Genomic DNA, 23,829 nt, shown 5'->3' with positions numbered 1-23,829 from the left:
GCGCCCGATCTATCCCTCGCGATTCCCGCAGCGGACAATGGCGCGTCGATGCCGAATGCGCTAACAATCCTGCAGTGCATCGCCATGGAGAAGATGTTGCCGCGCACGATCTGTCGCGAATGACTGGCATCGTCACGCAGCGATCCGCAAGGAGCAGAAATTGGCGCGCAAGCCGTTGCCGGAACCCAAGCTGCCGAATGAAAGCCGGCGTCTGCGCGCCGATGCACGACGCAACTACGACAAACTGATCGACGTTGCCGCGCAGGCCTTCGCCAGCCATGGCACCGCGGCCTCGCTGGAGGATATCGCGCGGCGCGCGGATGTCGGCATCGGGACGCTCTACCGGCATTTTCCAAGCCGCGAACATCTGGTGGAGGCGGTCTATCATCACGAAGTCGAGGCGCTGTGCGATGCGGCCGAAGAGCTTTCTCGTGAGCGGGCTCCGGACGAGGCTCTGGAGGAATGGATGAACCGCTTCGTCGGATACATCGCCACCAAGCGCGGCATGGCCGAGAGCCTGCGCATCCTTATCAACAGCAATTCCAAACTCTTTGCCGACAGCTACGGCAAGGTGCCGATCGCTCTCGCAGGCCTGATCGAAAAGGCGATCGCCGCCGGCGCGATCCGCGCCGATGTCGACAGCACCGATGTGCTGCACGCATTGTCGGGCACCTATTCCATGCCGAATTCGCCGGAATGGTATGACCGCTCCCGCCGGCTGGTGCGTCTGCTGATGGATGGCTTGCGCTGGGGAGCCCCGAAGGCGCGGCTGCCGCAAAGGGCCTGATAATCGGCAGAACGTTTCCTATATGCTTTTGAATTGAGATCGTCAGGCGAGTCTCCTGCTGCCGCAACCTCATGCCTGGCCCCTCACCCCGCGATGCGGGGAGAGGCTAAGATAAGGGGCAGGGGCACATAGTCACGACGGAACCACGCTCCGCTGAGCACTATCAAAGCTGAGGAGAACGAGAATGTCCGAAAAGCCGATCAAGATCCCCGGTCCGGATCATCCGATCACGATCGAGGAAAAGCAGGCGCATGTCACCGTCTCCGTCGCCGGCAAGGTGATTGCCGACACGCGCGAGGCGCTGTCGCTCAAAGAGGCGTCCTATCCTGCCGTCGTTTATGTCCCGCGCAAGGATGTCGACATGTCGCTGCTGGAGAAGACCAGCCACACGACCTATTGCCCCTACAAGGGCGAGTGCTCCTACTACAGCATCTCCGCCGGCGGCGAGCGTTCCGTGAACGCGATTTGGACCTATGAAAGCCCCTATCCTTCGGTCGGCCGTATCAAGGACTATATGGCCTTCTACCCCGACCGCATCGATTCCATCGATATCGTCACTTAGAGGGCGAGACCGCTCGACGCATCGAAGACATAGACCTGCTCCGGATTGACCGAGACGTTGAGCGGCTCGCCGTAGCGCACCGGCGCCTCGCCATCGACCACGGCAGTCACCTGTTCGCCGGCAAGGTCGAAGAGCACATGTGTCTGTGCGCCGGTGGGCTCGACGAGCAATGTCTGGCCGGTGAGCGGCGAACCGCCGCTTGCAAGGCTCAGATGCTCGGGCCTGAGACCAACCTTCACGCTCTGGCCCGCCTTCACCTTGCGTTCCCCGGCGATGCGGATCGGCGTGCTGTCCTTCAACCGCACGGCGGGCGCACCTTCGACACCTTCCACCACGCCATCGAGAAAATTCATGGCCGGCGAACCGATAAAGCCGGCAACGAAGAGATTGGCCGGCTTGCGGTAGAGCTCGATCGGCGTGCCCTGCTGCTCGATCCTGCCCTGGTTCAAGACAACGATACGGTCCGCGAGCGTCATGGCCTCGATCTGGTCGTGGGTGACATAGATCGAGGTGGTCTGCACCTTCTGATGCAGCGCCTTGATTTCGGACCTCATCTGCACACGCAGCTTTGCATCGAGGTTGGAGAGCGGCTCGTCGAACAGAAAGACGGCGGGATTGCGCACGATGGCGCGGCCCATGGCGACGCGCTGGCGCTGACCGCCGGAAAGCTGCGCCGGCTTGCGGTCGAGCAGCTTGGTGAGATCGAGCATGCGCGCGGCCTCGTTGACCCGCTGCTCGATGACCGGTTTGGTCTCGCCCGAGAGTTTCAGGTTGAAGCCCATGTTCTCGGCGACCGTCATATGCGGGTAGAGCGCATAGGACTGGAAGACCATGGCGATGTTGCGCTCGCGCGGCGTCATGGCGTTGACCACCTGCCCGCCGATCGACACGTCGCCATCGGTGATTTCCTCGAGCCCCGCGATCATTCGCAGCAGCGTGGACTTGCCGCAGCCGGATGGGCCGACGAGCGCGATGAACTCGCCGTCGTCGATCGAGAGCGAGACATCGTGGATGACGGTGAGCGCGCCATAAGCCTTGTGGATATTGTGCAGTTCGACGGATGCCATTTGTTTGTGCTCCAGTAAGGCTCAGGATTTCACGGCGCCGGCGGTGAGGCCGGCAATGATGTGCTTCTGCGCCAGGAAGAAAACGATGATGGTGGGCAGGATGGTGAGCGTGATGAACGCGAGCACCAGCTCCCATTCCGTGCCGAACTCGCCGCTATAGACCATCATGCCGAGCGGCCAGGGATAGATCGAATCCGAATTCAGCATGATCAGCGGCAGGATGTAGCTGTTCCAGCTGCCGACGAAGGAGATGATGCTGACGGTCGCGATGATCGGCCGCGAAAGCGGCAGCGAGATATGCCAGAAGAAGCGGATATAGCCGCAACCGTCGACAAAGGCGGCCTGGAATAATTCTTCCGGAAGGTTTCGAAAATAATTCCGGAAGAGCAGGATGCTCATGCCGAGGCCGAAAGCCACCTGCGGCAACACCACGCCCCAATAGGTGTTGAGCAGGCCGAGATCACGGATGCGGATGAACAGCGGCAGAATGGCAGTGGCCGCCGGAAACATCAGGCCGATCAGGAAATAGTTCAGCAGAAAGTTCGAGCCGAAGAATTTTACATGCGCGAAGGCGAAGGCAGCCATCGCCGAGACCGACAGTGTCAGGAACACTGTGAGAACGGCGATGATCAACGAATTCATCATCTGCCGCCAGTAGCGATCGCCGAAGAGAATGCCAGTGTAATTCTCGAAATGCCATTCGACAGGCAGGCCGAAGGGATTGGTGCGGAGATCGCCGAGTGTCTTGAAGCCGCCGAGCGCGGTCGTCAAAAGCGGGATCAGCACGATGGCGGCAATGATCGTCAGCGACACATAGAGATAGATCTTCGTGCCGGTGGTCAGTCGAACGGATGAGGCCAGATCAGTCATTGCGCATAAATATCCGTTTGTAGCCGAAGGCGAGGGTGACGCAGATCACGAACAGCACGACGCCGACGGCGCTGCCGAGACCGACCTGCATGCGGGTGACGCCGAAATTGTAGAGGAAGGTCACCATCGTCTGGGTCGAGTTGAACGGGCCGCCGCCGGTGAGCGGCATGATCATGTCGAAGAGTTGCAGCGATCCGACGACAGCAAAGAAGACGGAGAGACGCAGCGTCGAGCCGAGCAGCGGCAGCGTCACGTAACGGAACTTCTGCCAGCCGGTGGCGCCATCGATCTCGGCCGCCTCCAGCACGCTCTTGTCTAGGGATTGCATGCCGGCGATGAACAGCATCATGTGAAAGCCGAAATATTTCCACACGATGACGCCGAGCACGGCATACATCGCCAGATCCTTGTCAGCGAGCACGTAGGGCGTCGGCGTGCCGAGGAAATGCGCGATCGCGGCAAACAGGCCGTAGTCGCCGTCATAGACGAAGCGCCAGATCAGGCCGGCGGCGACTTCGGCCAGCACGTAAGGCAGAAAGAAGATCAGCCGGAAGAGCACGACGCCGCGTATGCGGTTCGCCAGCATCGTCGCGAGCCATATGGCAAGCGGCACCTGTATGGCGATCGACACGACGATGATCAGCGCATTGTTCTTGAGCGATGTCAGGAACGCGCCGTTCTTGAACAGCACCTCAAAATTACGCAGGCCGACAAACTCCGTCGGCAGGCCGTAGCCGTTCCAGCGATAGAGGCTGTACCAGGCCGCCTCCCCCATCGGCAGGATGACAAAGATGGTGAAAAGCAGAATGGCGGGAGGCAGGAACAGCAGGATAACCGGCATACGGCCGCGCGCCGCCGGCGATTTTCGCTTCGCGGCAGGCCTTGATCTTGCGACGGCAGGGATAGCGGTCGTGGCGCTGACATCGGTCATGGGCGGTCTCGACAATTGCAGTTCAAAGAAAAACCGGCGCCGGCACAAGGGAGTGGCCGGCGCCGGATGCCGCTAGAGCTGGTCCTGTTCGAAGGCGTCCTGGACCTGCTGTGCGCCATCCTTGGGAGTGATCTGGCCGGAGACGATGCCGACGGAAATGTCGTTGACGACACGGCCGACGGAAGGACCGAGATCCTGATCGAAGAAGTTCTGGTGCCAGGTCGAATGCGCCAGCTGATCGGCTGCTCCGCGCATCAGCGGTGACTTGATGCCGTCTTCCGCACCGACAGCGACAGGAATGATCAAACCGGCCTGTGCGATGGTGCGCTCATTCTCGGCATTCGTCAGATAGGCGAGGAAGTCGAGGGTCTCAGGCGGAGCCTTCTTGGTAACGGCCCAGCCATTCAGGCCGCCGAGCGTATCGGTTGGTGCGCCCGCACCGCCAGTCACAGCCGGGAAGGCGAAGCGGCCGATATTGTCGTCCGCCAGGCCCTTGCCGTCACCGGAATTGACGCGCTGGGTGGCGACCGTCGTCTCGAAGCTGAGGATCATCGCCGCCTTGCCGTCACCGAAGACGCCAAGCGTCTGTGGCCAGGTGGCCCCGAGATAGCCCGGCTGGAAGGGATCGAGCTTGCCGAGTTCGGCAAGCTGTTCGCCGGCCTTGATGATGGCCGGATCGTTAAAGCCGTTGCCCTTGCCGTTCTTGGCATCGTTGAACACCTGCTGGCCGCCGTCGCGCATGACGAGATAGCTCCAGTAGAAGTGGATCGGCCATTTCTCACCGCCGCCGCCCGCGATCGGCACGATGCCGGCGGCCTTGATCTTCTTCACCGCGGCCAGATAGTCGTCCCAGGTCTTGATCGTGTCGGCGTCGACGCCGGCCTTGGCGAAGAGGGCCTTGTTATAGAAGAAGGAAACGGTGCCCATCTGATAGGGTACGGCACTGATCTTGCCATCGAAGGTCAGGCCCTTGATCGCAGCCTGATTGTAGCTCTTCTTCCAGGCGCCGTCCTTCGCATCCATCGCCGAGGTCAGGTCGAGCAGCGTGCCGGTCTGCTGCTGCTGCTTCAGCACACCACCGCCCCAGCTATAGAACAGGTCCGGAGCATCCTTCGATTGCAGAAGCGTCGGCAGCTTGGCCTTGAAGGCCTCGTTGGCCAAGAACTGCATCTCGATCTTCGTGCCGGGATGCTTGGCCTGATATTCGTCGGCGATCTTGCGCCAGATGGCGACGTAAGCCGGATTGGCCTCAAGATGCAGCCACTTCACGGTGGTCTCGGCGGCAGCGCTCGTGACGGCGGCCAGAATCGCCAGCCCGCTCGTCGCGGCAATAGCGGCAATGCGAAGGGCCTTGGCCCCACGTAGATGGATCATGATTTTCTCCTCCCAAGGGAACCAAGAGCCTCAATATTTTTTCCCTTATGCGGAATAATTCAACGGAGCTTTGGTGAAATGTCAACCGCCACCGCTAAATTTTCGGCAGATTGGCAGCAAAACGGCTTGACATTGGGCAACGACCATAGGTTATTTAATTCGCATTCCGTTAAAAATACCAGGCCGCAGCCGAGCGGGTCCGTCATTCGGCACGAATCTCATGAAAACAGCAGATCCCGAGCTTATGCGGGCGATAAACCGCTTCAATGTGCTGGATACGATCCGGCGGGCCGGCTCCATCGCACGTATCGAAATCAGCGACCGCACCCAGCTTTCGACCACCACGGTGTCGGCGATCACGGCATCCTTGCTGGACGACGGGCTGATTCTCGCCCGCACCGAAGGCGATCTGCGCGAGTCCGCCAGCCGCGGCAGGCCGCGCGTCATGCTGGAGCTTAATCCCGATGCCGTGCGCGTCGTCGGCGCGAAAATCGCCGCCAACCGCATGGTCTTCGTCGTCACCGACTTCTGCGGCGAGGTTCTTTCGACGCTGACGCTGGCGCTGCGCGTCGACCGCCAGCCGATCGGCGTCATCGCCGATCTGATCGAAGATGGTGTGCGCCGCTGTGTCGTCGATGCCAATCTGGCGCTGGACGAGATCGATTCCGTCTGCCTCGGTCTGCCCGGCGTCGTCGAGCATCGCACCGGCCATGTCCGCACCAGCCCGATCTTTCGCGAAAGCGGCGTCGACTTCGCCAAGGAAATGTCCGAGCGACTGGGCGTGACCACCATCGTCGAAAGCGATGCGCACGCGATCACGCTCGCCCATCACTGGTTCGGCAAGGCAAGAGACCTCGACGACATGGTGCTGGTATCGCTGGAACAGACGCTGGGGCTCGGCGTGCTGCATGGCGGCCAGCTTTTTCGCGGCGCCGGCGGCCTCAGCCACAATCTCGGCGATCTCGTGCTCGGCATGGGGCCGCAGGGCATCATCCGCCTGGCAAGCCTTGCCGGCGAAAGCGCCATTCTTGGCGACCAGCCCAGCGGCCGCTTTGCCGAAGCCATCCGCCTCGGCCGCGGAATGACCCATGCCAAGACGCTGATCGATGCCGAGGATATCTCATTGATCGGCGCGGCCACCCGCGCCGGCGAGGCCTGCGGCATGGCGCTCGCCAATATCGTCACGCTGTTTGCCCCGCCCCGCGTCATTCTGGTGGGATCGAGCCTGGCGCTTGGCCAGCCCTTCCTCGACAGCCTGCGGGAGGCCTATTCGCTGGCCATTCCGCCGTCGATCAAAGGCGTGACGGAGCTGGTGTTCGACCAGTCGACCGACGAGACCTGGGCGCAGGGCGCCGCGGTCGTGGCGCTGCGCGAACTCTACGAATCGCCTTGGGGGACGACGGGGCCGGCACCGGCCCTGTGATCCCGCAGAGCAACAAAGACAATACATTTGGAGGAAGCTTATGAATAAGGTCGGTATCGGCATAATCGGCTGCGGGAACATTTCCGGCGCCTATCTCACCGCCATGAAATCCTTTCCCATTCTCGACATCAAAGGCGTCGCCGACCTCAATCGCGAGCTCGCCGAGGCGAAAGCCGCCGAATTCGGCCTGAAGGCCGTCGATATCGCCACGCTGCTGGCCGATCCCACGATCGAAATCATCGTCAACCTGACCATTCCGAAGGCACATGTCGCTGTCGGGCTACAGGCGCTTGATGCCGGCAAGCACACCTATTCGGAAAAGCCGCTCGGCATCAATTTCGCCGAAGGCAAGAAGCTTGCGGATGCAGCGGCCGCCAAGGGCCTGCGGATCGGCGCAGCCCCGGACACCTTCCTCGGCGGCGGCCACCAGACGGCCCGCGCCATCATCGATGAAGGCGCGATCGGCACCCCGGTCGGCGGCACCGCCACATTCATGTGCCCCGGCCATGAGCGCTGGCATCCGAATCCGGCTTTCTATTACGAAGTCGGCGGTGGCCCGATGCTCGATATGGGTCCCTATTACATCACCGACCTCGTCAACCTGCTCGGCCCCGTCTCCCAGGTCGCCGGCTTTACCGTTACGCCGCGCAAGGAGCGCATCATCACCAGCGAGCCGCGCAACGGCGAACACATCCCCGTGCATGTGCCGACGCATGTCGCCGGCGTCATGGCTTTTGCGAATGGCGCGGTCGTCCAGATCGGCATGAGCTTCGATGTCGCCGGCCACAAGCATGTGCCGCTCGAAGTCTACGGCACTGAGGGCACGCTGATCGTGCCCGATCCGAACCGCTTCGGTGGCCCGGTGGAATTCCTCAAGAAGGGCGGCGAATTCGCCGAGCGCGAGATCGCCGCGCCCTACGCCGATGGCAACTACCGCTCGCTTGGCGTCGCGGACATGGCGCATGCCATCCGCTCGAACCGCCCGCACCGCGCCAATGGCAGCCTGGCGCTGCACGTGCTCGAGGTCATGGAAGCCTTCCAGACGGCTTCCGACAGCGGGCGCACGGTCACCATCACGACGCAAACGGAGCGTCCGGCCCCTCTGTCCGAATCCCTCGTGGATGGGCAGATCGGCCGCTAACAGTACAATTTCAGGAGGATCATCATGCGTGAAGCACTTATCGTCTGGGGCGGCTGGAGCGGCCACGAACCGCAGGAATGCGCCCATATTATCCGCGACATGCTGGAAGAGGATGGCTTCAAGGTCTACCTCGAAAACAGCACCGAGGCCTTCGCCGACCCATCGATCCACGATCTCAGCCTGATCGTGCCGATCGTCACCATGTCGAAGATCGAGAAGGAGGAGGTGAAGAACCTTGCCGCCGCGATCGAAAGCGGCGTCGGCATTGCCGGCTATCATGGCGGCGCGGGCGACTCGTTCCGCGAAAGCGTCGAGTACCAGTTCATCATTGGCGGCCAATGGGTCGCCCATCCCGGCAACATCATCGACTACACGGTCAATATCACACGGCCGGACGATCCGATCATGGAGGGGATCACCGATTTCCCCTACACGTCGGAGCAATATTACATGCATGTCGACCCGTCGAACGAGGTGCTGGCAACCACGACCTTCACCGGCGATCATGCCTACTGGATCGACGGTGTCGTCATGCCAGTCGCCTGGAAGCGCAAATACGGCAAGGGCCGCGTCTTCTACTCCTCGCTCGGCCACCAGGCCAAGGAATTCGACGTGCCGCAGATGAAGACCATCTTCCGCCGCGGCGCCAATTGGGCGGCGCGGTGAAGATTGGGGAGAAGGCGTTGATAAGGAATTCGAGGAGGATGCGATACCCCCTCTGTCCCTTTCGGGACATCTCCCCCACAAGGGGGGAGATTGACCACCTGCCTCAAACCAACATTGCATCAGTAGAGACTGAAGCGCATTGCATAGTTGGGAGGCGCAACGAACTCCCAACAATCTCCCCCCTTGTGGGGGAGATGTCACGAAGTGACAGAGGGGGGTGCCGGACGCCCATCAAGAGCCTCCGACGCGCCCCAATCAGCTCTTCCGCTTCAGCTTCGTCGCGCCTTCTTCCACCAGCCGCTTCGCCGCCTCTGCGACCGTGATCTTGCCGAAGGCGAGCTGGTCGGCGACGGGGCGGGCGACGTTCTGGTCGAACTCTCCCGAACCGAGCGGTGCCGGCACGGGGTAGGTGCCGACCTGATCCTTCAACAGCTCGATATATTGCACCGTCTGCTGCTCGACCGGATTGAGCGTCGGCAGGATGGCAGCCCGCACGGCGGGTGACATCGGCACACCGCGCTCGACGCCGAGAATCTTGCCGGCATCGACATCGTTGACGAAGAAGTTGATGAACTTCGCCGCTGCTTCGCCGTTCTTGCTGGTGGCGCCGACGCTCCAGATCAGGGCCGGGCGATAATAATGGCCGGAGGGGCCATCTTTCTTCTCGCGCGGCAGCATGGTGACGGCGAGCTTGCTCTTGACCACGAGTTGGTAGCCGACGAGCTGGTTGGAATAGGCCATGCCGATCGCCGATTTTCCGAGCGCGAGGCAGTTGCTCTCGATGACGTTCTGGTCGAGCGTCTGGACATCGGCGGAAACGGTGCCGCCGCGTTTGCGCAGCTCTTCCCAGTAGCTGTACCATTCCTTGGCGTCATCGACACCGAAGCCGAGCCCGCCCTCCTCGGTGAAGAGGCTCTTGCCGCGCTGGCGCAGCCAGACGTCGAGCACATAGTTATAGCGCGCTCCGTAAGGTCCGCCCCAATAGCCGCGCTTGCCGGCGGCCTTGGTCATTTCCACGGCGAGATCGGCATATTCCGCCCATGTCGTCGTCGGGCCGGGCGGCGTCAGGCCAGTCTTCTTGAACATGTCCTCGTCATAGAACATCGCGAAGGAGTTCAGCCCGAGGCCGACGCCGTAAAGCTTGTTATCGACCGTGGTCAGCTTCAGCACGTCCTTGCCGAAATTGTCGATATTCAGCGTCGAAGGCACAAACTGGTCGAGCGGCATGCAGGCGCCGCGCTTGGAATAGTCGGAGATCGTGCTCGGCTCGAGCTGGAAGACATCGGCGATGTTCTGGCTGGCCATACCCGTTGCAAGCTTGGTCCAATAACCGTCGCCGCTGATGCTTTCGCCAATGACGGACAGATCCGGATTCTTGCTGTGAAACAACTCTGCAACCGCGACGGTGCGCTTGCCTCGGTCCGGCGAGCCCCACCACATCGCCCGCAATTGCGTGGCATCGGCGAAGGCGGGCATTGCCCCTCCCCCGAATGCGAGACCCGCGGCGGCTCCGGCTGTTCCGATCATGAAAGAACGGCGGTTCATGCGCATGAGATTCCTCCTTCTCTTGCGTTGTCGTCCGCGACGATCTCCCCGACGCCTTCAGCGGACAAGTGGCGCGACGATATGCAACTTCACAGCATTGCGCAATAAAAAATCTTTCTATTGCAAATTTGCATAATTTTGCATACCGTTTGCGATATGAACGATATCCGCTCCAAACGCATCCGACAGGCCGACATTGCTGCCGCAGCCGGCGTCTCCGTTTCCACCGTGTCGCGTGTACTCACCAACGAACCCGGCATCAGCGAGACGATCCGCCAGCACATCTTCAAGGTGGCGAGCGATCTCGGCTATCCGTTGAAGACAACAACGGAAGCCGAAACCGGCGGCCTCGCATTGATTGCCAGCGACAGCGTCACGGGCGGCCTGAGCATTTTCTACGAAGGCATTCTGGAAGGTCTGCGCGCTGGGGCTGCCGAGCGCGGCATGCGCTTCGACATCCGCCTTGTCCGGGAAGCGAGGACGGAGCCGGACCTGGTAAAGGAATATCTGCAGACCGCCGGCGCCGAAGGCCTGTTTCTCGTCGGTATCGACCCCTCTGAAGAGCTGTGCCGCTGGCTCGAGGCAAGCGGCACGCCAACCGTGCTCGTCAACGGCACCGACCCGAAGCTGCGCTTCGATGGCGTTTCGCCCTCGAATTTCTTCGGCGCCTATAATGCGACGCGCCGTCTGATCGATGCCGGCCACCGCCGCATTCTGCATCTGACTGGCTCGCACCGCCAGACGATCCGCGAGCGCATCCGTGGCTTCGAGGCGGCAGTCGCTTCGGTGGAAGGCGCCGAGGGCCGGATCGTGCCGATGAATTTTCGCGGCAGTTCCAGCCATGAGGCCCATGACAAGACCGCCGAGATCCTCGCCGCGGGCGAGGGCTATACGGCCGCCTTCTGCATGAACGACTTCATTGCCGTCGGTGCGCTCGACGCCGCGATCGAAGCCGGCCTGCGCGTGCCGGAGGATTTCGCCATTGTCGGCTTCGATGATCTTCCCTGCGCACTGATGACCAACCCCCGGCTGGCAACCATGCGCGTCGACCGCGCAGCGCTCGGGCGGGAGGCCATCGGCCTGATGGTCGCGCGCTTCCGCGACCGTGACGCGCAGGCCCGCCAAATCTGCCATGGCGTTCAACCGATCGCCGGAGGCACCGTTCCACCCGAAAGCTGAGCCTTCCCCAAAGCGGAAACAATCGAGAGAGCCACGCCGATGATCTACGACCCAGCCAGCGCCAATCCGCTTGCCGGCAATCCGTTGAAGAATCTAACCGACATGCGCCGCGCGCTGACCGATCTTTTCGATCCGCTGCTACCCTATTTTTCGCAAGGCAATGCCCGCGTCCGCATCGACGGCGCAGGAGCCCATTTCGACCGCACCGCCGCCGATCTCGAAGGCTTTGCCCGTCCGCTCTGGGGCTTGGCACCGCTCGGCGCCGGTGGCGGCGACTTCCGCCATTGGGACCGCTTCGCCGAAGGCCTCGCCAACGGCGTCGATCCGAAACACCCGGAATATTGGGGCACGCTCCACGGCCGCGATCAGCGCATGGTCGAACTTGCAGCCCTCGGCTTTACCCTTGCCCTCGTGCCTGAAAAGGTTTGGGAGCCGCTCGATCAGCTCGCGCGCGACAACCTCGTCACTTACCTCAAGCATGCGCGCAGCTTCGACTATGCCGACAACAACTGGAAGTTCTTCCGCATCCTCGTCGATATCGCGCTAGACCGCCTCGGCGTCTCCTTTGACCGTAGCCTCACGGAAAGCTACCTGAACGAACTGGATGGCTTCTACATCGCCGATGGCTGGTATCGCGACGGCAATGTCCGGCGCATCGATCACTACATTCCCTTCGCCATGCATTTTTACGGGTTGATCTATTCCAAGCTCGTCAAAGATGATCGCGCCGAGCGTTACCGAGAGCGCGCAATCCTCTTCGCCGAGGATTTCCGCCACTGGTTTGCGCCTGATGGCGCCACGATCCCCTTCGGCCGGAGCCTCACCTATCGCTTCGCCTGCGCCGGCTTCTGGTCGGCGCTCGCTTTCGCCGATGTCGAGGCGCTGCCATGGGGTGAGATCAAGGGCCTCTGCCTCAGGCACTTGCGCTGGTGGGCCGACAAGCCGATCGCCCATCGCGACGGCACCTTGCCGATCGGCTTTGCCTATCCCAACCTGCTGATGTCGGAGAATTACAATTCCGCCGGCTCGCCCTATTGGGCCTTCAAGGCCTTCCTGCCGCTGGCGCTGCCGGAAACGCACCCATTCTGGATGGCGGAAGAAAAGCCGTCGGAAAATGAGCCGGCTATCATCCCGCAAAAACATCCGGGCATGGTCCTGATGTCAAGCAAGGCCGATGTCGTGGCGCTCTCCTGCGGCCAGGAAAACCAGCAGATGCGCTTCGGCGCGGAGAAGTATTCCAAATTCGCCTACTCCGCCCGCTATGGCTTCAGCGTCGAAAGCGACGAGCGCATCTTTGCCGGCGGCGCCTTCGACAGCATGCTCGCCTTCAGTGACGACGGCCTGCACTACCGCGTGCGCGAAACCAATGAGGAAGCCAAGCTCGCTGGCGATACGCTCTACGCAAAATGGTCGCCCTATCCGGATGTGACGGTGGAGACATGGCTGCTGCCGGCCGCGCCCTGGCATGTCCGCCTGCACAAGATCAATACGCCGCGTCCGCTGCAGACAGCCGAAGGCGGCTTTGCCATCGCAAGGCGCGATCTCGAGGCCGACACGCTTTCATCCGAGACGGGCGCCGCCTACGCGATCGGCGAGGAGGATTTCAGCGGCATTCTCGACCTTGGCTCGACGATCTCTAGGGAGGGCCTCGCCCAGAAGGCGCCACCCAACACCAACCTCATCGTCGCAAAGACCTTGGTGCCGCAATTGCGAGGCACGATCCCGGCGGGCGAGACCATTCTCGTCTCCGCAGTACTTGCGGAGAAGGACCCGTCCGCCGTCGATCATGCCTGGACCAAGCCGCCCGCCAAGCCCGATATTGATGCCCTTCGCGGCCTCATGGCCGACAAGGGGATCACAGTCAGCGCCATCCAGGCACCCGGTCGCCTGCCATGATGCAATTTCTATCCGGCCACCCGGCCATTGCCCTTGCCATGCAGCCATCGCGCACACAGCATGTTCTGCCCGAGACGCTTATTCAGCGTCTCGGCACCGTCGGGCGCTTACTTGACGCCACGCCTATGCAACGCTTCGACGACGAGCGTGCGGCGAAGCTGCTGGCAGAAACCGAAATCCTGATCACCGGCTGGGGTTCGCCGGCGATCGACGCCGCCGCGCTCGCACAGACGCCGCACCTGAAGCTGGTGGTCCATGCCGCCGGTACGGTGAAGGGGCTGCTCGGCGACAGCCTGTTCGATCGCGGTATATTGGTCAGCCATGCGGCACAGGCCAATGCGCTGCCGGTTGCCGAATTCACGCTTGCCGCCATCATCTTTGCCGGCAAGAAAGTCTTTCGATTCCGCGATTTCTACGTTGCCGACCGCAACCGCCAACGGACGGTACCGATGCAGGCCGACGCCATCGGCAACTACGGCCGCACCATCGGCATCATCGGCGCCTCGCGCATCGGCCGGCGAGTGATCGAACTGCTTGCTCCCTTCGACTACCGCATTCTGCTCTATGACCCGATGGTCGATGCGGCCGAAGCGGCGCGCCTCGGCGTCGAAAAAGCCGAACTGGACGCGCTGATGGCATCGGCCGATATCGTCTCGCTGCACGCGCCTTCCCTGCCCGCCACCCGGCATATGATCGACGCGCGCCGCCTGTCGATGATGAAAGATGGAGCAACCTTCATCAACACGGCACGCGGCGCCCTGGTCGACGAAGCCGCCCTGATCCGTGTGCTGAAGACCGGCCACATCGACGCAATCATCGACGTCACCGACCCCGAAATTCCAGAAGCGGCATCGGCTTTCTACGAGCTGCCCAATGTTTTCCTGACGCCGCATATTGCCGGCGCTGTCGGCCTGGAACGGGCGCGGCTTGGGGAAATGGCGGTCGACGAAACCATCCGCTTCATCGAAGGCAGGCCGCTGCTCTACGAGGTGCGCCGAGAGGACATGGCGCGCATGGCATGATGCGGCGCAGCAAATTCATGAAAACACCCTGAAATCGCCCCATTTCGGCACAGGCAGACAACCCGTTTTTAATCATTCCGCGCTAGCACTCTTCCTAGCGCATGATCTCAAAAGTTCGACCTCGAATTTTTGAAAAGGATCATGCGCCAACAAAGTTGTTGCTGCGTCCTTTGCGCGCCTGAAAGACGCGCGGCGCAGCAATGAAGAGGTTCTAGTAATGCGTACCCGCGTCCTTTCCATTCTGGCCGTGATGTTGCTCGGCGTGCTGGCAGGCTGTGCCACCGCACCATCGCGCACCCGCAACATCTGCGCGATCTTCGACCAGCGCGATGGCTGGTTCAACAACTGGCAGCGGGCAGCCGAGCGCACGGAGCGCAAATACGGCGTGCCGGTGCCGATCCTGATGGCGACGATCTATACCGAATCCGGCTTCCGGCCGCGCGCCCGTCCGCCGCGCCGCTATCTGCTCGGCTTCATTCCCTGGAAGCGGCCGACGACGGCCTATGGCTACTCGCAGGCGCTGGACGGCACATGGGACAAGTACAAGCGCGAGACCGGCAACTGGACGGCAAGCCGCACCAACTTCTCCGACGCCATCGACTTCGTCGGCTGGTATCACTACCAGACGCACCAGCAGACCGGCATTCCGCTGAACGACTCCTACAGCCTCTATCTCGCCTATTACTCCGGCCCCAAGGGCTATCTGCAGGGGTCATGGCGCGGCAATGCGACCGCTCTCGCCGGCGCCAGACGCTTCAACGGCATGACGAGAATCTATGCGCAGCAGCTGCCCGGCTGCAATTGATCTCGACAACCGGTCAGGATGAAGATTCGCGAAGATTAAGGAGCCGAGGCTTCAGGGCCGCGGCTCCAGCAGATTCAAGCCGTCGTCCTCGCCCCAGATATCGGCAACCGATACCTGCTGGCCTGTGCGGCTGCTTTGCAATGCGGCAATACCGCAGAGGACAGACATCGCCCCTGCCCGCGAGCCGGCGCGCTGCTTGAGCTCATCGTTCGGGCCGGAGCGCAGGAGCATGTTGCGCAGCCGGTCGTCGCCGCCATAGTGCCCGCCCGATGAGTGCGGCACCCAGATGCGCTCGACATCGCCGAAATTCTTCATCACGACGATCTCATCGGCCGGCGGCGTCGTCCAATGCTGCTTCTCGTATTGGCGCAACTCGATGCGCCCCTTATGGCCGTTGAAGGCAAGATGATGCCCTTCGATCGGCATATAAGTATTCAGGGAATAGGAGACATTGACGCCATTGCGATAGCGGATGGAAGCAACCATCGTATCGGGGATGTCGATACCCTCGCGGAAGACGCAGGCGTCGCGCACATAGCCATCGACGATTGACGGGTCCTCATAGAGGCTTTCGAGCAATGGCGTTGCGCTGATGTCGAGATAGTAGTCGCACTCGCCCTTGTAGCGACAGCTGCGACAGCGCTCGCCGCGAAACGGACCCTTGCGGCCGTAATGCTTGAGATCGGCAAAGGCTGAAACCTTCTCCGGATCGGAATCCAGATACCAGTTTAGAAGGTCGAAGTGATGCGTCGCCTTGTGAACGAAGAGGCTGCCGGAATTTTCGACGAAAGCGTGCCAGCGGCGGAAATAGTCAGCGCCATGGCTGGTGTCGAGATACCAATGGAAGTCGACGGAGGTGACGTCGCCAATGACGCCGGAATTGATCAGCTCCTTGATCTTCGCGGAGGTCGGCGCGAAACGGTAATTGAAGGAAATATCCAGCCGCTTGCCCGTGCGCGCCTCGGCATCGAGGATACGCTTGATCTTGTCGACGGTCGTCGTCATCGGCTTTTCGCTGATGACATCGGCGCCGGCTTCCATCGCCTTGACGATCAGATCGTCATGGGTGGAATCGCGGGTACAGACGATGACGAGATCCGGCTTCTCCACCCGCAACAACTCGTCGAAGTCGGTATAAACGGGCACGGATGCACCGATATACTCCAACGCCCGCTTCGCGCGCATGGCATTGAGGTCGCAGACTGCCACGAGTTCGACCTCGTTGCTCCAGCGCTCCACAAGATCCTTGCCCCACATGGTCGCGCCGCGGTTTCCCGTTCCGACCAGAACGTAACGTTTCTTCGATGACTGCATCTGCTCCTCCAGAATCTGCAAACAGCGATGACGAGGCCTTGCGGCCTGAATTGATCTCCGTGGTGTGCCCCTCACCCCAACCCTCTCCCCGTTTGCGGGGAGAGGGAGCTTTCCCTACCAAACCAAAGCCGCGATCCGAGCTGAGAATTCGACCGTCTTCCTCCGTCGTCCCCTCTCCCCGCGAGCGGGTAGAGGGCTAGGGTGAGGGGCCATGCTCGAGAGGGATCAAAACCCTCACGACCTCGACCAAAATCCTACATCCGTGACCTCTCCATCGCCGCCCAATCCGGTTCCGCGGACGAACCAAGTCCAACGGAATTGACAACGGAGCCGATGGCAAGCTGTCCCGCCTCGATGCGCAACCGCGTGCGGCCATTGCTGATGCGGTAGAGATCGGAATGAGCCTCAACGAAGGCCGCCTGCTCCGCCTCCGGCGCACCGGCCATGCCGTCGACATAGTGATGGCCGTTGCGCTCGATATGCGTCATGCCGATCAGGGAGGCGAGCGCCAGATCCTGCTGCACGGCAAGGCCCCCTTGCGTCGTCAGATCTTCCGCCGACATGAAATAGGCAATGCCGTCCTCGGCGCTCCATTGGGCAACACGCGCCCGGTTCAATAGCGAGCGATAGAACCCTTTGCAGGATTTCGAGGAGATGCCGCTATAGCCGAGCCCTCTGGCGGTCACAAAAGCATCGATATCGGCGTCGGATTCGTCGATCTCCACCGGCTTGAAGGCGGCAAGCACCTTGACCGGCTTCTCGAAGGCATGGGCGCGGGCGATAGGCTGCTCGACGAACAGGATCGATGCCGCAAATCGCGCTAATCTGGGCTCCTCTTTCACACGGGCCAGCAGATCGGCCACAGCCTCTGCGGATGAGAATTGCTCGTTGCCGTCGAGTGTCACCGAATAAGAGGGCACTTTGGCGTCGATGACGGCAGCGACGCGGCAAAGGCGGTCGATATCGGCGTCCGCAACGCCCGAAACCTTCACCTTGAAGAAAGTCAGGCCATAGGCGTCGATCGCCTCCTCGAAGCTTTCCGGCAACCCGTCGTTCAGCCGCTCGCCAGCCGGAATGTCGCCAGCGACGATGGCATCGACCAGGCCGACAGTATGGCGGGCGGCAAGGCTCGCCGATGGTTCCAGCGTCGATAGGAAGCCGGAGAGATCGAAGCCTGCGAGATCGCGCGCCGTGGAGGCATCGATGCCGGGACGATTGGCCTTGACCGCCTGCGCGATCGTCAATCCTTCCAACCGGCAGAGCGCATCGAGGATGGCCCGATTGGCAAGCGCAAGACCGAAGGAGGCGACCAGCCCGTTCAGCTTCTCTGCCGCCGCGCGGGCGTGATGCGAGGCCTCGACAGCCGCATGCAGGCCGAAGGCCGTTCCCGATCCGGCATTCTTCAGCGCATCGAGCGCCAAGGCCAGGGAGCGACGCAGCTGGTTTTCATTGTCGGCATTGGAAAGTTCAGGCGATTTGTCGAACCATTTCGGCACCATCAACTCGGCCGCCATCCCCTGCGCCGCGCGTCCCTGCGCATCCTCGATACGCACACGCAGAAAAATCTGCCGTGCCTCCCGCAAGGTCGCCGCCCCGAAGCGAAAGGGAAGCCGCAGCTTGACCGGGCGCTCGAATGCGTCGGCCTCGACAAGCCTGATGTTCAATGGATCGTTCATGATGCTGGTCGGCTCCCGTGATTGTCAGGCAAGTCTGTTTGCATAGGGGTAAATCCGCATGGCCCCTCACCCCAGCCCTCTCCCCGCCTGCGGGGAGAGGGAGTTTTTCAGCCTATGTCCAACTCACGATAGAGATAGCGAGTTGGCTTGCTGTGGCGCCCCCTCTCCCGTTTCAACGGGGAGAGGGCTGGGGTGAGGGGCTATTTAGGCCATTGCAGAAGCCGTTGTACCGTCGGCCAATCGTTCCGCCTTATGGCAAACGACGGACGGTGCCGATACGACAGGATTCATCATCATCCTCCATGCCCTGATTCCCTCCAGAATCAGGAAAAGCAAATGCTTGGCCGGCCAAGCAATGTAACCATATAGTTACAAGATCGCGCGTAACCTCCGACCTTGTCAATCGCCTTTTGGAAATTTCTCGAAAGTGCCGGAAGTCCGGTATTTCCGGCATCTATACCCGGATCGAAGCGAGAGTGACGGCAACGATGTGCTCGCCCCAGGCATTAAGCGCATCCGGGGTCGTCAGCTTGCGGGCAAAGATCGTCGACAGCGTGTGACGGTTCGACAGATAGAAATAGCCGAGGGCCGCAATTGTCAGATAGACGGAGATCGGGTCAACGGCCGGCCGGAAAATGCCGAGCGCCTCGCCGCGACGCAGCACATCCGCAAGCTCGTCGATCAGATGCGAATGCATGACCGAGACTTTTTCCGATCGCTGCAGATAATGCGCATGATGCAGGTTTTCGGTGGCAAGCAGGCTCAGAAACTCGGGATGCGCCAGGAAATGCCGCCACGTGAACAAGGCAAGCTCCCGCATCCCCTCCTCCGGATGGCGACGCGCCAGATCAAGCTGCTTTTCGGCATTTCGGATCGTCGCGTAGGTCGCCTCCAGCACGGCGAGATAAAGCCCCTCCTTATCGCCGAAATAGTGATAGAGCATGCGCTTGTTGGTCTGCGCCCGCGCCGCGATCGCATCCACCCGCGCGCCGCCGAAGCCGTGCGCGGCGAATTCCTCGGTCGCCGCGTCCAGGATCGTCTCCTGGGTGCGCTGCGGATTGCGCGACACCTTCTTCGAGCGCGGCTTGGCGCTCTTGTCCGCACTCGCTTCCGCTGTATTTTCAGTCTGTTGCCTCGCCCTACCCGCCATGGACGATCTCCTTCCTGACCGGTGCTTTCAGCGACGGATGCCATCGGCTCCCGCATGCCCCGTTTTGATTGTCACACGATTGGCGCTTGACAGCGGTCGCGTTTCTATCCAACTTGTAACCAAATAGTTATATCATGCAAGCAGTTCGTAAATCATCGGTTCGCTGGGGAGGAGACCAGGATGACGTTGACGATCGACCGCCGGCAGATGCTTGCCGGCATGGCAGCTACGCTGGCTTTCAGCAGTATTGGACTATCACGCGCCAATGCGGCAACCGCAATGCGCCTTCTCTGGTGGGGATCGAAGGAGCGCAGCGACCGCACATTTGCAGCCGTGAAGGCCTATCAGGCCAAGAACCCGGATATCACCATCGCCGGTGAATCCTTCGGCTGGGACAGCTACTGGACTCGCCTCGCCACGCAGACGGGCGGCGGCAACGCCCCCGACCTCATCCAGATGGATTATCGCTACATCTTCGAATATGCCCGCCGCGGCGCGCTGCTCGATATGACGCCCTATCTCGGCAAGAGCCTCAAGATCGAGGATTTCGGCCAGGCCAACATCGATTCCGGCAAGGTCGACAACAAGATCTACGGCGTCAGCCTCGGCGTGAATTCCTTCATGGTCGTCGTCAACTCGGCCGCATGGACCGAAGCCGGTGTCGAGCCGCCGCATGACGCCATGACATGGGAGCAGATCGGCGATGCCTGCGCCAAGGTGACATCAGCCAAGAAGCGGCGCGGTTTCTACGGCACAGGGGATGCCAGCGGCAACGAACCGGCGCTGGAATGCTGGCTGCGCCAGCGCGGCAAGGCGCTTTATACGACGGACGGCAAGCTCGCCTTCGAGGCCAAGGACGCGACCGAGTGGTTCAACTTGTGGGGAAATATGCGCAAGAGCGGCGCCTGCGTTCCGGCCGACGTCCAGGCGCTCGACCAGCAGACGCTTGAAACCGACATGCTTGTCACCAAGAAGGCGGCGATGAGCTTCGCCCATTCCAACCAGTTCGTGGCCATCCAGGGCCTGAGCAAGGAAAAGCTCGCCATCGTCTCCTTTCCGGTCGCCGGTGCGGACAGCAAACCCGGGCAGTATCTGAAGCCCTCCATGTTGATGTCGGTCTCGGCAACATCTGCGAACAAGGATGCCGCCGTCGCCTTCGTCAACTATCTGGTGGAGGATTCGGAAGGCGCCAAGACGCTCGGCGTCGAGCGCGGCATTCCGCCGTCGCCAAAGATACGCGACCTCCTGACCCCGGATCTCGACGCAACGAGCAAGCAGGTGGTCGATTATATCGGCCGGTTGACGCCGCATGTCGGAGCGCTGCCGCCGTCTCCACCGAACGGCGCCGGCGAAAACGCGCTCCTATTGACGAAGATCGCCCAGGAAGTGGCCTTCGGTAAGACCAGCGCGCAGGACGCTGGCACGAAGTTCACCGAACAGGCAGCAGCAAACATTACGCGAGGCTGATACCGTGGGTACAAACAGCAAGAGCGTTGCCGGCGGCTTGGCCGTCGGTGCGCCCGCGCCGTTGCGCGTGGAAACCACCTATAAGGCGCCGAGCGCTTTCGCGCGCAACGCGCCCGGCTACCTCTTCCTTCTGCCATGGTTTATCGGCTTTTTCGGCCTGACCCTCGGGCCGGCGATCGCCTCGCTCTATCTCTCCTTCACCGACTACAATCTGCTCCAGTCGCCGAACCTTGTCGGTATCGACAATTACGTGCGGATTGCAACGGCCGACGATAAATTCTTGTCGTCGATGAAGGTGACGCTGTTCTACGTCGTCTGTTCCGTGCCGCTGAAGCTAGCCTTCGCGCTGCTGGTGGCGCTGCTGCTCAATCGCGGCATCAAGGGCCTGCCGGTCTATCGCGCCATCTTCTACCTGCCGTCGCTGCTCGGCTCCAGCGTTGCCATCGCGGTGCTGTGGCGGCAGATCTTCGATGCCGACGGCATCGTCAACACCCTGCTCTGGTATGCCTTCGGCATTAACGGGCCAAGCTGGATCTCCAATCCGGATTATTCGCTCTACACGCTGGTGATCCTCGCCATATGGCAGTTCGGCTCTCCGATGATCATTTTCCTCGCCGGCCTGCGCCAGATCCCGACCGATCTCTATGAGGCCGCCAGCCTCGATGGAGCCTCGAAAGTGCGGATCTTCTTCAAGATCACCCTGCCGCTTTTGACGCCCGTCATTTTCTTCAACGCCGTGGTCCAGACGATCGATGCCTTCAAGGCCTTCACGCCAGCCTATGTGATTTCATCCGGCACCGGCGGCCCGATCGATTCGACGCTGTTCTACACGCTCTATCTCTACCAGGAAGCCTTCGGCTATTTCCGCATGGGCTACGCCGCAGCCCTCGCCTGGGTTCTGGTTGTTATCATCGCCATCTTCACCGCCTTCTCCTTCCTCTCCGCTCGTTATTGGGTCCATTACGATGACTGACGCGAAGCTCACCCATTTTGCCGAGGACATGAAGCCGCCGCGCGAGCGCCCGTGGTTCCTCTCCGTCCTCATCCACATCGCCCTGATCGCCGCGTCGATCGTGATGCTCTATCCGCTGCTGTGGATGCTCTCTGGCTCGATCAAGGATCAGAACGAGATCTTCGGCACGGCATCGCTGATCCCGTCGCAATTCGATTTCAGCTCCTATGCCCGCGGCTGGTTCGGCGGCCAGGTCACCTTCGGCACCTTTGTCTGGAATTCGGCCGTCATCGCCGTTCTTTCGGTCATCGGCAACGTCGTCTCCTGCTCGCTGGCCGCTTACGCCTTCGCAAGGTTGAACTTCTGGGGCAAGAATTTCTGGTTCGCGCTGATGCTCGGCACGCTGATGCTGCCCTATCACGTCACGCTGATCCCGCAATATATCCTCTTCCTGAAGCTCGGCTGGGTGAAGACGATGCTGCCGCTCGTCGTGCCGAAATTCCTCGCGGTCGACGCCTTCTTCATCTTCCTGATGGTGCAGTTCTTCCGCGGCATCCCGCGCGAGCTGGACGAGGCCGCGATGATGGACGGCTGCAGCCCATGGCGTATCTACTGGCGCATCATGCTGCCGCTGTCGCTGCCGGTCATGGCGACGGCCGCCATCTTCTCCTTCATCTGGACCTGGGACGATTTCTTCGGGCCGCTGATCTACCTCTCCGACATCAATACCTACACGGTGCAGCTCGGCCTGCGTTCCTTCGTCGACTCCACCGGAAGTTCCGACTGGAGCAGCCTGTTCGCCATGTCGAGCCTGTCGCTGATCCCGGTCTTCCTGATCTTCCTTTTCTTCCAGAGGCTGCTGATCGACGGCATCGCGACCGCCGGCCTCAAGCGCTGACTACGAACCCGCGGTCCCGAATACCCCAAGATTTGGGACCGTAACCAAAGAAACCCATTGAAAGGAAATGTCGCATGAGCGCGCTGCGCTTTGCCGCCATCGGCCTCAATCACGATCACATCTACGGCCAGGTCAACGTCATGCTACGGGCCGGCGCCGAACTCGTCGCCTTCCATGCGGTGGAAGACGATCTCGCCGCCATCTTTGCCGGACGTTTCCCGCAAGCGAAACGTGTCGCCGACAGAAAAGAAATCCTGGAGGACAGTTCGATCGCGCTGATCGTCAGTGCCGCCATTTCCAGCGAGCGATCAGGCCTTGCCATTGAAGCCATGCGCCACGGCAAGGACGTCATGCTCGACAAGCCCGGCATGGTGACGCTGGATCAGCTCGCGGATGTCAAAAAGGTGCAGGCCGAAACCAAGCGTATCGTCTCCATCCTCTATTCCGAGCATTTCGAGACGGCATCGACGGTCAAGGCCGGCGAGCTGGTGAAGGCAGGCGCCATCGGCAAGGTCATTCATACGACAGGCCTCGGCCCGCACCGGCTGCGCAAGCCGACCCGGCCGGACTGGTTCTTCGATCGCAAGCGCTACGGCGGCATCATCACCGACATCGCCTCGCATCAATGCGAGCAGTTCCTGTTTTTCGCCGATTCCCTCGAAGCCGAAGTGCTGTCGGCGACTGTGTCGAACCGCGCCAATCCCGATACGCCCGGCCTGCAGGACTATGGCGATTTCCACCTGCGCACGCCTGACGTCACGGGCTACGTCCGCGTCGACTGGTTCACCCCGGACGGTCTCTCCACCTGGGGCGACGGCCGCCTCTTTATCGTCGGCACCGAAGGCACGATCGAGCTGCGCAAATATATCGACGTCGCCGGTCGCCCCGGCACCGATCACCTCCTCCTCACCGATCGCAAGGGCATGCAGCATATCGATTGCACCGGTTTCGACCTGCCCTACGGCCGTCAGCTTGCCGCCGACATAAGGGACCGTACGGAAACGGCGATGGGTCAGGAACATTGCTTCAAGGCGATGGAGCTGGCGCTGAAGGCGCAGGCGCTGGCCGAAGCGACATCGCTCAAGAACATTCAGAGGTAATTTC

General features: G+C 61.4%; 21 protein-coding genes. 13 read left to right on the top strand and 8 right to left on the bottom strand.

Annotated features, from left to right (window positions below; all coding sequences use genetic code 11):
- The first annotated feature begins 160 nt into the window (after positions 1-160).
- Both BJ928_RS28875 and BJ928_RS28870 read left to right on the top strand, forming a co-directional pair.
- Positions 161-787: a TetR family transcriptional regulator gene (locus tag BJ928_RS28875; protein ID WP_047634325.1), complete on the top strand. Its 627-nt coding sequence runs from the start codon at positions 161-163 to the stop codon at positions 785-787.
- A gap of 184 nt (positions 788-971) precedes the next feature.
- Positions 972-1,349: a DUF427 domain-containing protein gene (locus BJ928_RS28870; protein WP_047634326.1), complete on the top strand. Its 378-nt coding sequence runs from the start codon at positions 972-974 to the stop codon at positions 1,347-1,349.
- Here the strand turns inward: BJ928_RS28870 and ugpC are convergent.
- The 4 genes from ugpC to BJ928_RS28850 all read right to left on the bottom strand — a co-directional run bounded on the left by ugpC (position 1,346) and on the right by BJ928_RS28850 (position 5,591).
- Entirely contained in the window at positions 1,346-2,416 is a 1,071-nt protein-coding gene (ugpC, locus tag BJ928_RS28865; protein WP_047634327.1) for a sn-glycerol-3-phosphate ABC transporter ATP-binding protein UgpC, read from the bottom strand. The two genes, BJ928_RS28870 and ugpC, sit on opposite strands and share 4 nt — an antisense overlap.
- Before the next feature lie 21 nt (positions 2,417-2,437).
- Positions 2,438-3,286, bottom strand: coding sequence for a carbohydrate ABC transporter permease (locus BJ928_RS28860; protein ID WP_047634328.1), 849 nt, complete (start codon positions 3,284-3,286; stop codon positions 2,438-2,440).
- Positions 3,279-4,217: a sugar ABC transporter permease gene (locus tag BJ928_RS28855; RefSeq protein ID WP_047634329.1), complete on the bottom strand. Its 939-nt coding sequence runs from the start codon at positions 4,215-4,217 to the stop codon at positions 3,279-3,281. Before BJ928_RS28855 ends, BJ928_RS28860 begins: the two co-directional genes overlap by 8 nt.
- 72 nt (positions 4,218-4,289) lie before the next feature.
- Positions 4,290-5,591 carry an extracellular solute-binding protein gene (locus tag BJ928_RS28850; RefSeq protein ID WP_047634330.1) on the bottom strand — a complete coding sequence of 434 codons (1,302 nt, stop codon included), beginning with the start codon at positions 5,589-5,591 and terminating at the stop codon, positions 4,290-4,292.
- A gap of 220 nt (positions 5,592-5,811) precedes the next feature.
- On the opposite strand from BJ928_RS28850, the gene BJ928_RS28845 reads away from it, so the two are divergent.
- From BJ928_RS28845 to BJ928_RS28835, 3 genes are read left to right on the top strand one after another with little or no spacing between them, the layout of a single operon-like run.
- Positions 5,812-7,014, top strand: coding sequence for an ROK family transcriptional regulator (locus BJ928_RS28845; RefSeq protein ID WP_047634332.1), 1,203 nt, complete (start codon positions 5,812-5,814; stop codon positions 7,012-7,014).
- A gap of 40 nt (positions 7,015-7,054) precedes the next feature.
- Positions 7,055-8,155 carry a Gfo/Idh/MocA family oxidoreductase gene (locus tag BJ928_RS28840; protein ID WP_047634333.1) on the top strand — a complete coding sequence of 367 codons (1,101 nt, stop codon included), beginning with the start codon at positions 7,055-7,057 and terminating at the stop codon, positions 8,153-8,155.
- 24 nt (positions 8,156-8,179) lie between these two features.
- Positions 8,180-8,821 carry a ThuA domain-containing protein gene (locus BJ928_RS28835; RefSeq protein ID WP_015341580.1) on the top strand — a complete coding sequence of 214 codons (642 nt, stop codon included), beginning with the start codon at positions 8,180-8,182 and terminating at the stop codon, positions 8,819-8,821.
- 255 nt (positions 8,822-9,076) lie between these two features.
- Here the strand turns inward: BJ928_RS28835 and BJ928_RS28830 are convergent, their stop codons facing one another.
- On the bottom strand, positions 9,077-10,372 hold the full coding sequence (locus tag BJ928_RS28830; protein WP_047634334.1) for an extracellular solute-binding protein: 1,296 nt from the start codon (positions 10,370-10,372) through the stop codon (positions 9,077-9,079).
- A gap of 150 nt (positions 10,373-10,522) precedes the next feature.
- Here BJ928_RS28830 and BJ928_RS28825 point away from each other — a divergent pair, with 150 nt between their 5' ends.
- The 4 genes from BJ928_RS28825 to BJ928_RS28810 all read left to right on the top strand — a co-directional run bounded on the left by BJ928_RS28825 (position 10,523) and on the right by BJ928_RS28810 (position 15,268).
- Positions 10,523-11,545, top strand: a complete 1,023-nt coding sequence (locus BJ928_RS28825) for a LacI family DNA-binding transcriptional regulator (RefSeq protein ID WP_047634335.1) — start codon at positions 10,523-10,525, stop codon at positions 11,543-11,545.
- Between the two features lie 39 nt (positions 11,546-11,584).
- A complete protein-coding gene (locus BJ928_RS28820) occupies positions 11,585-13,441 on the top strand; it encodes a DUF2264 domain-containing protein (RefSeq protein ID WP_047634336.1) in 1,857 nt (618 codons plus the stop codon).
- The gene (locus tag BJ928_RS28815) at positions 13,438-14,463 is read left to right on the top strand and encodes a hydroxyacid dehydrogenase (protein WP_183079467.1); all 1,026 of its coding nucleotides are present in this window, start codon (positions 13,438-13,440) and stop codon (positions 14,461-14,463) included. Before BJ928_RS28820 ends, BJ928_RS28815 begins: the two co-directional genes overlap by 4 nt.
- A 217-nt stretch (positions 14,464-14,680) precedes the next feature.
- Positions 14,681-15,268: a transglycosylase SLT domain-containing protein gene (locus tag BJ928_RS28810; protein ID WP_047634337.1), complete on the top strand. Its 588-nt coding sequence runs from the start codon at positions 14,681-14,683 to the stop codon at positions 15,266-15,268.
- A gap of 51 nt (positions 15,269-15,319) precedes the next feature.
- On the opposite strand, the gene BJ928_RS28805 is transcribed toward BJ928_RS28810, so the two are convergent.
- The 3 genes from BJ928_RS28805 to BJ928_RS28795 form a co-directional block, all read right to left on the bottom strand.
- Entirely contained in the window at positions 15,320-16,582 is a 1,263-nt protein-coding gene (locus BJ928_RS28805) for a Gfo/Idh/MocA family oxidoreductase (RefSeq protein WP_047634428.1), read from the bottom strand.
- 254 nt (positions 16,583-16,836) lie between these two features.
- Entirely contained in the window at positions 16,837-18,258 is a 1,422-nt protein-coding gene (locus BJ928_RS28800) for a mandelate racemase (RefSeq protein ID WP_047634338.1), read from the bottom strand.
- A 454-nt stretch (positions 18,259-18,712) separates the two neighbouring features.
- Positions 18,713-19,408 (bottom strand): TetR/AcrR family transcriptional regulator, encoded by a 696-nt coding sequence (locus BJ928_RS28795; RefSeq protein ID WP_047634340.1) that lies wholly within the window; start codon positions 19,406-19,408, stop codon positions 18,713-18,715.
- Positions 19,409-19,588: 180 nt separating this feature from the next.
- Here BJ928_RS28795 and BJ928_RS28790 point away from each other — a divergent pair, with 180 nt between their 5' ends.
- The 4 genes from BJ928_RS28790 to BJ928_RS28775 all read left to right on the top strand — a co-directional run bounded on the left by BJ928_RS28790 (position 19,589) and on the right by BJ928_RS28775 (position 23,825).
- Positions 19,589-20,875 (top strand): ABC transporter substrate-binding protein, encoded by a 1,287-nt coding sequence (locus BJ928_RS28790; protein WP_047634341.1) that lies wholly within the window; start codon positions 19,589-19,591, stop codon positions 20,873-20,875.
- Positions 20,876-20,936: 61 nt separating this feature from the next.
- Entirely contained in the window at positions 20,937-21,848 is a 912-nt protein-coding gene (locus tag BJ928_RS28785) for a sugar ABC transporter permease (protein ID WP_245432596.1), read from the top strand.
- A gap of 28 nt (positions 21,849-21,876) precedes the next feature.
- Positions 21,877-22,725, top strand: a complete 849-nt coding sequence (locus BJ928_RS28780) for a carbohydrate ABC transporter permease (RefSeq protein ID WP_052227854.1) — start codon at positions 21,877-21,879, stop codon at positions 22,723-22,725.
- Positions 22,726-22,799: 74 nt separating this feature from the next.
- Positions 22,800-23,825 (top strand): Gfo/Idh/MocA family oxidoreductase, encoded by a 1,026-nt coding sequence (locus tag BJ928_RS28775; RefSeq protein ID WP_047634344.1) that lies wholly within the window; start codon positions 22,800-22,802, stop codon positions 23,823-23,825.
- Positions 23,826-23,829 lie beyond the last annotated feature (4 nt).

Source organism: Rhizobium sp. WW_1 (genome assembly GCF_003610155.1).
GTDB classification, from domain to species: Bacteria; Pseudomonadota; Alphaproteobacteria; order Rhizobiales; family Rhizobiaceae; genus Rhizobium; species Rhizobium tropici_A.
The sequence above is the reverse complement of the archived record's forward strand: the minus strand, read 5'-3'. Positions and strand labels throughout refer to the sequence as shown.